Genomic DNA, 12,958 nt, shown 5'->3' with positions numbered 1-12,958 from the left:
CATAAAACTCAGAAACTAAAATAAATCAGGGGCAAAGCGTTACGTTTTGCCCCTGTTGCGAAGGTCGCACAATTATTTCAGAGTGCCTTTTGGTAACAAGGTTGTCACAGCGCTTTTTTGGATTTGAATGTCCACGCCATTGCTCACTTCAACTGACACAAATGCATCCGTCACTTTAGTTACTTTACCGGCGATGCCGCCCGCAGTGATGACTTCATCGCCTTTTGCCAATGCATCCAACATGGCTTTTTGTTCTTTTTGACGTTTCATTTGTGGACGTATCATCACAAAGTACAAAACAACAAACATCAAAATGATAGGCAAAAAGCTCATCAAAGAGGATTCCGGCGCCGCACCAGCAGCTTGAGCATAAGCATTAGAAATAAACACGATAGAACTCCATAGAATAATTTTTTAAAACAAATCAGTGACTTGCACGCATCTTGGGGCAACATTAAGGATTTAAAGCCCTACAACATTTTTGCCAAAATAACCAGTTTCTCAGTGCCAGACAACAAAGCGCAACATTCTAGCATCAGGCAGATAATCCAACGAAAAAATCGAACATAAGTCGCTGAACCATTACCAAAAGATTACTTTCATCCCAAATAGGGACGTTCAGAAGAAAATAGTAAGCGTTTTGCGCCATCGCGCCAGGTCGTCGGTGCCTGCCTACCTAAAACAATCACGCCCATGGTGTAGGCTTGCGCTCTATACTCAGGTGGTAATCCGTTCAAAGCTTGTTCAGCACCAGCAAGATCATTTACCTTGAGCTTAAGGATAAATTCGCGATAACTAGCGGTCATCGCGGCTGGCATTTGTTCGATAACTTTCAAATAAGCTTCGTAATCGCGTTGTGTGCGCAAAGCCAAACCTACCGCAGCCCAAACCGTCTTATGATCAATCCCTGCATCAACTGGCAGAGCCAACGCCTTTTGCTGCAAACTAGTACTGGCGCCAGTTGATGCCGCGGCCAATCGCAATATTCGCGCCTTACTTTCTTTTTCATTACTCACCAAACTCACCGCTTTTTCTAGCTCACCACGATAGAGCGCTTGATAAGCTTTTAGCTCTGGCGACTCTACCGGCTTGTTAGTTTCAATTAACAACAAAGTTTGCAAGCTGGGCTCACCCTCGGCCAATTTGGCCATATTGGCGGTGCTGTCACGTTGTAGCAAACGACTAATGCGCATTTGTTCAAGCGCGATTTGACTGCGCATGGCTGGCAAACCTTGCAGTGCTGCGTCGAAATCTTTTAGAGCTAATTCCCACTGCATGTTTTCCGCTTCGATGTAAGCAGCCGCATACCCATACCAAGGATGTTTAGGCCATTGCTGATGACCGCGTAAAAAAGCCGCCTGCTTTTGGCTTTCATCATCAATACAACGATCACTCAAATAATGCAGGTCAGCATTTTCAGCTTGTGCCTCGGCGCGTTGTCGCAAACTCATACAAAGCGCCTGCCTTTGCTCTGTCGTTGCGATATTTTGCTGAGTACGCAGCAGAACCACATCATTCGGTGCTTCTTTTAAACGCGCTGCCAAAATACGCTCAAAACCCGCATCATTTTGAGCAGCGTCTAGCCAATCTTGAACACGACGCGAATTAGTCGCATCCCAACGTGCATGCATAGCGATTACATGTTGTCGCTGCCGACTATCGTCGATTAAGCTCATTTGCATTGCAACTGATTCCAGACCGAAACCAGTCAGTACTTCCCTCGTTCCGCCGCCGCTCTTAGTCGAAATAGATTTAGGAGGATCACCAAACAAAACGTCGGCCGTCGTGCTTACCCATCTTGGCGCGCCCAGGTTTCTATCGGGGCGTTGCGTAGCGTTTCCATACACATTCGTCCACTCTATTAAAGGACTTGCGGCCGCTACGTTGTACACGAAATGAGCAAAACTTCCCTTCACTTCGGCCTCAAAACTTTCTATGACTGCACCTTCACTGGTGCGCGCTTGTATTTGTATTTTTTTATTTGGTTCTACTTGTACGCTAGTACTGGCGTACGGTGTCAGGCTAAGCGACTGCTCATCGACTTGAACCACGATGCTACGTCCCAAACCGTTGTAGACCGTCATATCGGATTTACCCACAACACCGCCAAAGCCTAATACCACAGCGACAATACCGCTCGCCACACCGAAGCGTGCCACCGCTGGGATCATTCCATCTGCGGTTTGAAACCGCGCCCACCATCCAAGTTTAGTTTGGCGTTTGCGTTCTTTACCGGGTAACAAAACGCCATACTGATTTGGTACTGTGGGTGGCGTTGGCGCAGGAATGATCGCTTTGGCTTGTCGTACATTCCGCGCAACAACTGATTCTGAAATCAATAATTGTTCCAGTGCATGCATGCGCAGTGCATTAAAAGTATTTGCGACATGCTCAACCCAACCACTAATCACATCTAACCATTGATTAATATTGTCACGATTGGCCGTGCCAAGCTTGAATTCACCCAGCGCTTCGGTCCAAGTTGTTACTTCCAAACGTTGACGAACGATATTATCTAGAACGACTTGATCAGCCTCCTGATAAGCTTGCTCTAATAGGTGATACAAGCTATTAACGGCATCGATAATCCTTTGCACGCCAGACTCATCCACTTTGCGAGTTGCCGTCGCAACGCCAATCGTATTATTCAAGAATCCGTAAGCATCACGTATATTGCTCGCGCTATGATCGGCATAATGAATCACCGCAAGCAGGGCTTGCAAATATTCTGGCCAGCCATTTTGCAGTTGCTTTGCTGCCGCCAAATGGACACTACGGCAAAGTTTGTCATGCGCATTCAATGCGCTCTCAACGCCTTTTAATTTCTTTTCCAAACTCCTGATCACAAGAGGTAGCTCAGTGCGTTTAATTTCACGTCCGCGCAAATTAATGCGACCGCCACTCGCCTGCAAATGTCCAGCTTGTATCGCTCGCAATTGCTCCAGCTCTTTTTCCAATTGACCTAATTGTTCAAGATCTTGACTCAGCGATTCAGGGTAAAGCGCGTCGAGATCGCTTAATTGGAACACCCTATTGTTATCGTACAAATCAGCGATGTTACCGACCGCACGTACAGGTGAGCGTCCGTAGTAAACACCGCGATAATGGCTCTTCAAATGCTCACGATTAAATTGCTTATCCAAGGATTTCAACAAGATCTGATTGTCGACTACTTTACTGGCGTCCGCTTCCATGAATTTTGCTGTGACTTGTGCACGCAAGCTCGTTGCGTCATCGAACATGTCCCACGCCTTACTTTGATCGATCACGGCCGCGACATAACGACGCTTCGCATTTTCTTAGCGCTCATGATTCAGAGGATGGGTTAACCACATCTTTGGGGGACGCGCTAATTCTGCTTTAAAAACACGATGCTGTTCTGGATTGAGCGTCGGTAATGGTGGAACTTTGGCGTAGCTTTGATCATTGAGCAAAGTCGCCATTTTCTCCATCAAATACGTTTGCAAAGTAAACAAATCAGGTGTCACTCGTCCAGCCGCTTTCTCGTCCATGGCGAAGCTAGCTGCTCGCCCCCATGAATCATCTGCCGCTTGTAACAAATGTAGCGCATGCACCAAGGCATCACTTCCGGTCAACGACACCGCGACCAAATCGGCTTGCATTTCCATCTCACGCGATAAGGCGCGCTGTATCATGATGACTAGTCCAAAAGCAGAATCCACCAACGAGCGGATCGACCACACCACTATTCTCAACAGCCATGCAACCCAAGCCACGCGTATATCCAATTGCGACCATGAGTTCAGAAAATTATCCCAAGCATCACGTCGCGCTACCAGATTGCCGGCAATTTGCTGGGCAATATAAACCCAGCGTCCCACCGCCATTGCACGCTGAGCAAAATGACCAAATTCATGTGCCAACACCGCCTTCAACTCACCCTGATTCAGCACATTGACCAAGCCGAGACCAATTTCTAAATTCTTTTTCGATGGGAAAAATAAATTAAGAATAGATAAATCGTAGAACACGGCTGCATTCACGTGGGCTGACAAAAAAACGCGATGTGGCCGTGGTGCACCCGCCTCGTCTGCCAATCCATACAAAAATTCAAACAGCCGTGGTTGCTGCGCTGGTGTAATTTCTAAAGCACCACTATCACCACCTCGCTTAACAAAGAAAAACCCCTTCAACATAAATATGGCAAGCAAGGCGGAACACAGGGCGATAATCCATCCCCAAAATGCGCCATTATTAGAATTACTTGATCCGAAACTGAGTCGATATGCAGTTAACAAAAACCATCCTGCCAATGCCAAATACAGCAAGATAAAAACAGCCAGCGCTCCCATCGCCATCCAAGCACGGCGGGTATAAGTGACGGTAGGCTTGGCGAGTTCAGATAATAAGGCTTGCGATGGGCTCAGTAGTTTAGACATAGCAACTCAAAATGTATTGATAAAAATGGATACCCTTTCGCGCATAGAAATCGCTTACGATCACCATGAAAGCTCTAGTCATCACTGAACATTCAGGCAACAAGAATCCAGGAGAGAAAAAGAGAATGCGGGCGCAAAATACTAGCACATCAAGCTATTAAGATAACTATAAAAATAATTATTAGTGACTAATTTAAATCACTTGCTCACTTGATTGAATAGACCGCAATGTGAATAAATAATGTCAGCCGAGATGCGTCTATTGATGGAAAATGAAGGCAGGCTTGGCGATCCAAGGATCACCAAGCTCAAGGGAACAAAAGAAAAGAATTAAAAACCGATTTCAAACACCACGAGCTCGATCGGCCTTAAATTGCACTACAAACTCAGGGAAGCGATCTTCATCTAAAGACAAACGAATCTGACGCATCAGTTCTAGGTAATAGTGCAAATTGTGAATGGTATTTAACCGTGCGCCGAGGATCTCGCCGGTGCGGTGTAAATGGTGCAAATAAGCGCGGGAGAAGTTTTTGCAGGCGTAGCAGGTGCAAGTTTCATCTAATGGTGCTTTGTCTTCTTTGTAACGTGCGTTCTTGATTTTGACATCACCAAAACGGGTGAAGATCCAACCATTACGTGCATTACGAGTCGGCATCACGCAGTCGAACATGTCGATACCGTTTGCCACACCCGCAACTAAGTCTTCTGGTGTGCCGACGCCCATTAAATAGTGCGGTTTGTTTTCTGGTAGTTTAGGGCCGACGTGCGAGAGGATGCGCAGCATGTCTTCTTTTGGTTCACCGACGGACAAGCCGCCGATTGCCATGCCATCGAAACCCATTTCATTCAAAGCCGCCAACGACTCGTCGCGCAAGTTCTCGAACATGCCGCCTTGCACAATGCCGAACAAGGCATTCGGATTTTCGCCACCTTTAAATTCATTCATCGAGCGTTGGGCCCAGCGCAAAGACATACGCATGGATTTGCCCGCTTCTTCACTCGTCGCTGGACGTCCATCGATTTCATACGGAGTGCATTCATCGAATTGCATCACGATGTCGGAATTCAATGCACGCTGAATTTGCATGGAAATTTCCGGTGACAAAAACAAACGTTCGCCACTAATCGGTGAAGCGAACTTCACACCTTCTTCGGTAATCTTACGCATGGCGCCGAGCGAGAATACTTGGAAGCCACCAGAATCAGTCAAGATAGGTTTATCCCAGCCCATGAAGTCATGCAGGCCACCAAATTTATTCACGACATCTAAGCCTGGACGCAACCACAAATGGAAGGTATTGCCCAAAATAATGTGAGCGTCGATTTCTTTGAGTTCCAGCGGCGACATCGCCTTCACTGAACCATACGTTCCCACTGGCATAAAAATAGGCGTTTCGATCACACCATGATTCACGGTAACGCGACCACGACGCGCGGCAGTGGTTTTGTCTTTTTTGATTAATTGAAATTCGAGCATAGGGTTTACCGACCTAGATAAAAAGTTGGGACTAAAAAATTAAAAGCATAACCGCAGAGGCGCAGAGATCGCAGAGTTTCTTAATTATTTTCTCTCCTCCGCTTTGTTACACCGTGCACGCCTAGAAATTCAATGTCAGGAATGCAGTACAAGGCGCCAAGCACAGCAATACGTCGGTATTGCGCGCATTGGCAACGCCGTAATGCGCCCTGAGATTGGATTTATTGGTGTGCACCTGAGCGATTCGTTAATAACATCGCATCACCATAACTAAAGAAACGATACTTCTGTGCGATCGCATGCGCGTAGGCTTCACGTATCGCATCGTAACCTGCAAATGCTGAGACTAGCATCATTAATGTTGATTTTGGTAAGTGGAAATTGGTAATCAAGCGATCTACTGTTTTGAAGACATATCCCGGTGTAATGAAGAGACGCGTATCACCACTGCCTGCCACCAATTCACCAGTTTGTGAAGCTGATTCTATCGCTCGCATACTCGTAGTACCAACGCAGATCACGTTTTTACCCGCTGCTTTAGTCGCACGCACTGCCGCGACTGTCTCTTCAGGTACCGTGTACCACTCGCTATGCATGTCGTGCTTACTGAGATCTTCAGTACGCACTGGCTGAAACGTGCCAGCACCTACATGCAAAGTGACGAAAGCGAGTTGTATGCCTTTGGCTTTACATTTTTCCAAAAGCGCTTCATCAAAATGCAAACCCGCAGTCGGTGCCGCAACTGCACCTGGTACCCGCGAGTACACAGTTTGATAGCGATGTTCATCGAAATCATCTGCTTCGTGATTGATATACGGCGGCAATGGCAAACGACCGTATTTTTCTATGAGTTCAAACACATCACCTGGAAAATGCAAGGTAAAAAATTCTCCCGCACGTTCGCCGACTGTCACGTCGAAGGCATCCGCCAAACGAATCTTGCTGCCAGCTAGTGGCGATTTTGAGGCGCGTAATTGAACGTGCACGATATGTTCATCTGCGGTGTTCTTAATCACGCGCTCGACCAACATTTCGACCTTACCGCCGGTTTCTTTGGCACCAAAAAAACGCGCTTTCAAGACGCGGGTATCGTTGAAGACCAATAAATCGCCCGCATCGAGTTGTTCTACGATGTCGGCAAATTGACGGTCCACAATGCCTGTATCGCTCACGTGCAACAGGCGCGATGCGGTACGATCCGGCAAAGCCGTTTGCGCGATCAGCTCGGGAGGAAGTTCAAAATCAAAATCACTGAGTGAGTACATAATTACACCAAAATAAAAACTACTTCTTGTCCGCAGCGTATGCCGCATGAGTTCATCCACAGCGCGCCTACACTTCGACCAAATACAAATTGTCGCAAATCGTCGTTTAAACTCCCTTCTCCCGCAAGCGGGAGAAGGGTCGGGGATGAGGGCAATTGAGAACGCGTCACGCCAAATTGGAAGAATGCACTCTCAGAATCTCTACATTATGCGCAACTAGACGCCATGCAGTTTCTGAACCACCCTCACCCTAGCCCTCTCCCGCTTGCGGGAGAGGGAACGGCATCTGCTCTACGAAAAATTCCCATTACTGTATAAAAAACCAGTAGAATCAACACCATTTCGTTTCAGACCAACCCGCCATTTTACCCTATGTCAGCAAGCGCACCTATTCAGCCTGCCAGCAAGAAAAAAACTGCACCAGCCAAACCTGTGCGCTTGGAAGAGAAATTTGCCAAGCTAGGTCTGCGTTCTGACATGGATTTCGTCTTGCACTTGCCCATGCGTTACGAAGATGAGACGGAAATTGTCTCTATGCGCGATGCCGGTTTTCGAGGTGGTAGTTCGGTCCAAGTCGAAGGCGAAGTGACGGAATGTGATATTCAATATCGCCCGCGCCGTCAATTAGTCGTCACGATTAGCGACAATACTGGGCAAGTGGTGTTACGTTTTTTGAATTTTTACGGCAGTCAAATCAAGCAAATGGCAGTCGGGATGCGGGTGCGGGCGCGCGGCGAATTACGACATGGCTTCTTTGGCGCGGAGATGGTGCATCCGACTTATAAGATGGTAAATGAAGGTGCTGCTCTACCCACTGCGCTGACCCCTGTTTATCACGCTGGCGATGGTGTTTCGCAAACCATGCTGCGCAAAGCCATCACCAGTGCGCTCAACAAAGTGCAATGGCACGACACGCTCTCCCCTGCATTACTGCAACAACTCGGATTGCAAGATTTTGAATCGGCAGTAAAGTTACTGCACAACCCGCCAGCCGATGTCGATCAATATGCGCTACAGGAACACGAACATCCGGCTTGGGAGCGTATGAAATTTGACGAGCTGTTAGCACAACAACTTTCACTCAAACGCGCACAAGCCTCACGCAGATCGCAAGGAGCGACGGCGCTGCCCATCGTCGGCGCGTTGACCCAGGCTTTTTTAGCGACCTTACCTTTCAAACTTACTGGCGCGCAAGAACGCGTGCTGGAGGATATTCGCGCTGATCTGAAACAAGCTTTTCCTATGCAACGCTTATTGCAAGGTGATGTAGGCAGCGGCAAAACCATCGTGGCTGCACTCGCCGCCACACAAGCGATTGATAGTGGCTATCAAGCCGCTTTAATGGCACCGACCGAGATCTTAGCGGAACAACATTTCCGCAAAGTGGCGGGTTGGTTAGAACCCTTGGGGGTCAAAACTGCATGGTTGACGGGTAGTTTAAAAAAGAAAGAAAAAGAGCAAGCAAGCGCGCTGATAGCGTCTGGCGAAGCACAATTAGTGATCGGTACCCATGCGCTGATTCAAGACACCGTGCAATTTGCCAAACTCGGTTTAGTCATCGTCGATGAGCAACATCGCTTCGGCGTAGCGCAAAGGCTGACGCTACGCAACAAAGCCGAAGCAGGTAAGACACCGCATCAATTAATGATGTCGGCCACGCCCATTCCGCGCACGCTGGCGATGACCTACTACGCCGATCTCGAAGTGTCGGTGATTGATGAATTACCGCCTGGACGCACGCCTATCGTCACGCGCGTGGTCGATCAAAATCGTCGTGAGGAGGTGATAGAGCGCGTTCATGCCGCCGCGCAGGAAGGCAAACAAGTGTATTGGGTTTGTCCACTCATTGAAGAATCCGAAGCGCTACAACTCCAAACGGCGACGGATACCCATGCAATGCTGAGCGCTGCCTTACCCGACTGTCGTGTCGGTTTAGTGCACGGCAAGCTCAAGCCTGCTGAAAAGCAAAGCGTGATGGATGCCTTCACCCGCAATGAAGTGCAAGTGTTGGTCGCGACCACCGTGATCGAAGTCGGCGTCGATGTGCCGAATGCCAGCTTGATGGTGATCGAACATGCAGAGCGTTTCGGGCTATCGCAATTGCATCAATTGCGTGGACGCGTAGGTCGTGGCGCTGCTGCCAGTGTTTGTCTTTTGCTATATCAAGGCCCACTTGGTCACACCGCCAAACAAAGATTGCTGACCATGCGCGAAAGTACGGATGGCTTTGAAATTGCGCGTAAGGATTTAGAATTGCGCGGTCCGGGTGAATTTCTCGGCGCACGACAATCGGGCGAAGCATTACTGCGTTTTGCGAATTTAGAAAAAGATCAATATCTGGTCGAAAAAGCCCGCAACCTCGCGGTGCAATTACTGGCCAATGATGTGCCAACTGTCGAAGCACATTTGCAACGCTGGATGGGACATCGAGAAGAGTTTTTGCGGGTTTAAGGATTGATGCACATCAGCTAGACGAAGTCCTCAGGAAATTTGTGATCTCTAGCAGAGTAATTTCAGTTATCGTATTGCTTCTGTCGTCTGCAAACTAAGCAACTTGAACAAAGTTTCCCAACAATTCACACGCCTTCTACCGTGACAAAACAAAGGAAAGAATTGCGCGCAACGACATTGCAAAAATTTATTTAACCTAACAAGCCGCATTTAATCAAATAGGAGTCCGCATGAGCTTAGATTTTTCAGGTCGCGTTGCGATAGTCACAGGTGCTGGTGGTGGCCTTGGTCGTGAACATGCTTTGGCACTCGCCAAGCGCGGTGCGAAAGTGGTCGTGAATGATCTTGGCGGTGCGCGTGATGGATCTGGCGGTTCAGCAACTGCAGCGCAAGCGGTAGTTGCTGAAATTATTGCAGCAGGCGGTGAAGCGATGGCTAATAGCGCTTCTGTAACTGACTTCGCGGCAGTACAAGCGATGGTGCAAGAGACTATGGATAAATGGGGACGCATCGACATCTTGATCAATAACGCCGGCATCTTGCGCGACAAATCGTTCGGCAAAATGGAACTTGATGATTTCCGCCTTGTGATCGAAGTCCATCTGATGGGCAGCGTGAATTGCTGTAAAGCGGTCTGGCCTATCATGACGGCGCAAAATTACGGTCGGATTATGATGACGACCTCATCCTCCGGCTTGTACGGTAATTTCGGTCAATCGAACTACAGCGCGGCCAAATTAGGCTTGGTCGGCCTGATGCAAACCCTGTCGATTGAAGGTGCTAAACATGATATCCGCGTCAATGCCTTAGCACCGACGGCGGCAACGCGTATGACCAATGGCTTGTATCCTGAAGCTATGCTGAATGCAATTCAAGCTAGCGATGTGGTGCCAGCGATGTTGGTATTGACAGCACAAGACGCGCCTAATCGCACTATTTTATGCGCCGGCGGCGGCAGCTTTGAAGCCGCTCACATTAGTCTGACTCAAGGTCTATACCTTGGTCGTGGTGAGGATGTCGATAGTCAACTATTAGCGCAGTTACAGGATGTCAAAAATAGCGAGGGGCAAATCATTCCTGAAAATGGCATGGCGCAAGGTCATCACGAAATCATGGCTGCTATGGCGAATGTGTCGAATCAATAAGCAATATGTATGACTAACAGTGATTTCATCTGATCAGCATCACAGATCACCATGTCGGCGTGGAAAATGGGCTAGCAATGGGCTGACAGTGGATTGACCAATGGCAGAAATGAAATCAAGTTTCATTCCATGCAATACAAAAAAGCTGGGTAGCTTGTCATACAATAAATTTCACTGAAAAAAACCGCGCAATTTCTGTTTTTTTTCGGTGAAATGCTGACGTGTTCTGCGGTCTGTGCCACACTCACATCATGACACTCACTGAATTAAAATACATTGTTGCCGTCGCCCGTGAAAAGCATTTTGGACACGCGGCCGAGGCTTGTTTTGTCGCGCAACCCACCTTGTCGGTTGCTATTAAGAAGTTAGAAGATGAATTAGGCGTCACCATTTTTGAACGTGGCGGCACCGAAGTTTCTACCACTCCCTTAGGCGCACAAATCGTGGCGCAAGCGGAACGTGTACTGGAACAAACCGCAGTCATCAAAGAAATCGCTAAGCAAAACAAAGATCCTTTAAATGGTCCTTTCCGCCTCGGCATCATCTATACCATAGGCCCATACCTACTGCCGCAGCTGGTAAAAACCATGATCCATAAAGTACCGCAAATGCCACTGGTACTACAGGAAAATTTCACGGTTAAGTTAATGGAGCTATTGCGTCAAGGCGAGCTGGATGCTGCGATCATGGCCTTACCCTTGCCGGATCAAGGAATGATGGTACAAGCCCTATACGATGAACCATTTGTGGTTGCCATGCCCAAAGATCATCCTTGGGCCGAACGCAGCTCCGTATCTGCGGAAGAACTTAAATCAGAAACCATGCTATTACTGGGCAACGGTCACTGTTTCCGAGATCAGGTACTAGAAGTTTGTCCTGAAATGGCGCGTTTCTCTACCGCGAGTGATGGCATCGCACGCACTTTTGAAGGTTCTTCTCTCGAAACCATACGCCACATGGTCGCATCTGGCATAGGCATCACTGTGCTACCTATGGCGTCCATACAAGACTCACAAAACAAAGACAGCATGCTGCGCTATGTGCCATTCAGCAATCGTGCGCCAGATCGTCGTGTGGTCATCGCTTGGCGCAAAAGTTTTACGCGCCATGCGGCCATAGACGCGATACGACAAGCGGTATTGGAATGTGATTTAAGTGGGGTCACCATGCTGGACGAGGCAGCGCAAGCGCAATAAGCCAATTACCGCCCTTACACCTATTGCCGAGATAAGACGAATTGTTTGCTCGTATAATGCGACTTTGAATTTATTAGCGCAGTGTGCCTCAATATAACTCATGTCAACTCAACTTTTTACTGGATTCACAACTCGGCTTTCACTGTATTTCAAGCTGATACGTTTGGACAAACCTATCGGGATTCTGCTACTGCTGTGGCCGACGCTTGCGGCATTGTGGATCGCCAGTAAAGGCCGACCAAACTGGCATTATCTGTTTATTTTTACCTTGGGCACGATCTTGATGCGCTCAGCCGGTTGTGCGATCAACGATTTTGCCGATCGCGATTTTGATAAACACGTCAAGCGCACTGCGGAACGTCCACTGACTAGCGGCAAAATCAAATCCTGGGAAGCGGTCGCGGTTGCAGCGGTATTAGCCGTAATATCGTTTTTATTGATACTTCCCTTAAATACGCTGACTAAGCAGTTATCCGTTGTTGCATTGGTCGTGGCCGGCTCCTATCCCTACTTCAAACGTTTTTTTGCCATTCCACAAGCCTATCTCGGCATCGCGTTTGGCTTTGGCATTCCGATGGCATTTGCCGCAGTGAATAACAGTATTCCGAACGAAGCATGGCTGATGTTATTGGCCAATGTTTTTTGGGCGGTCGCTTATGATACGGAATACGCGATGGTGGATCGCGATGACGACCTAAAAATCGGCATCAAGACTTCTGCGATCACGTTTGGTCATTGGGATGTGAAGGCGGTGATGATCTGCTATGCGCTGGCTTTACTCTTAAACACTTATTGCGGCTGGCAGCTGGGCATGACTTGGCCGGCCTTAACCGGAGTTATGGTCGCAGCGGCAATCGCGCTTTATCATTATCGTTTGATCAAAGGGCGCGATCGCATGCAATGTTTTGCGGCATTCCGTCACAATAATTGGTTAGGTGCGGCTTTGTTTGCTGGTGTTTTTTTGAGTTATCTTTAATTAATGCCGCAATTGCTAATCAATATGACTTAGAATCAGGTGAGATTT

General features: G+C 48.0%; 9 protein-coding genes. 4 read left to right on the top strand and 5 right to left on the bottom strand.

What is annotated here, in order from left to right:
* Positions 1–72: 72 nt before the first annotated feature.
* The 5 genes from yajC to queA form a co-directional block, all read right to left on the bottom strand.
* Positions 73–393, bottom strand: a complete 321-nt coding sequence (gene yajC / locus ACFFJH_RS06505) for a preprotein translocase subunit YajC (RefSeq protein ID WP_390211319.1) — start codon at positions 391–393, stop codon at positions 73–75.
* Between the two features lie 206 nt (positions 394–599).
* Positions 600–3,242 carry a hypothetical protein gene (locus ACFFJH_RS06500; protein WP_390211064.1) on the bottom strand — a complete coding sequence of 881 codons (2,643 nt, stop codon included), beginning with the start codon at positions 3,240–3,242 and terminating at the stop codon, positions 600–602.
* Between the two features lie 57 nt (positions 3,243–3,299).
* The gene (locus ACFFJH_RS06495; RefSeq protein ID WP_390211063.1) at positions 3,300–4,400 is read right to left on the bottom strand and encodes a M48 family metallopeptidase; all 1,101 of its coding nucleotides are present in this window, start codon (positions 4,398–4,400) and stop codon (positions 3,300–3,302) included.
* Between the two features lie 343 nt (positions 4,401–4,743).
* Positions 4,744–5,877 (bottom strand): tRNA guanosine(34) transglycosylase Tgt, encoded by a 1,134-nt coding sequence (gene tgt / locus ACFFJH_RS06490; protein ID WP_212676065.1) that lies wholly within the window; start codon positions 5,875–5,877, stop codon positions 4,744–4,746.
* Positions 5,878–6,098: 221 nt separating this feature from the next.
* Entirely contained in the window at positions 6,099–7,142 is a 1,044-nt protein-coding gene (gene queA / locus ACFFJH_RS06485; protein ID WP_390211062.1) for a tRNA preQ1(34) S-adenosylmethionine ribosyltransferase-isomerase QueA, read from the bottom strand.
* 372 nt (positions 7,143–7,514) lie between these two features.
* On the opposite strand from queA, the gene recG reads away from it, so the two are divergent.
* The 4 genes from recG (at position 7,515) to ubiA (ending at position 12,910) form a co-directional block, all read left to right on the top strand.
* A complete protein-coding gene (gene recG, locus ACFFJH_RS06480; RefSeq protein WP_390211059.1) occupies positions 7,515–9,593 on the top strand; it encodes an ATP-dependent DNA helicase RecG in 2,079 nt (692 codons plus the stop codon).
* Positions 9,594–9,823: 230 nt separating this feature from the next.
* The gene (locus ACFFJH_RS06475) at positions 9,824–10,738 is read left to right on the top strand and encodes an SDR family NAD(P)-dependent oxidoreductase (protein ID WP_390211058.1); all 915 of its coding nucleotides are present in this window, start codon (positions 9,824–9,826) and stop codon (positions 10,736–10,738) included.
* A 251-nt stretch (positions 10,739–10,989) separates the two neighbouring features.
* Positions 10,990–11,934: a hydrogen peroxide-inducible genes activator gene (locus ACFFJH_RS06470; protein WP_390211057.1), complete on the top strand. Its 945-nt coding sequence runs from the start codon at positions 10,990–10,992 to the stop codon at positions 11,932–11,934.
* Positions 11,935–12,034: 100 nt separating this feature from the next.
* A complete protein-coding gene (gene ubiA / locus ACFFJH_RS06465) occupies positions 12,035–12,910 on the top strand; it encodes a 4-hydroxybenzoate octaprenyltransferase (RefSeq protein ID WP_390211055.1) in 876 nt (291 codons plus the stop codon).
* Positions 12,911–12,958: the final 48 nt, after the last annotated feature.

It is taken from the genome of Affinundibacterium danionis, assembly GCF_042432465.1.
Lineage (GTDB): Bacteria > Pseudomonadota > Gammaproteobacteria > Burkholderiales > Burkholderiaceae_D > Undibacterium > Undibacterium danionis.
This window is presented reverse-complemented; position numbering and strand designations above follow the sequence as displayed.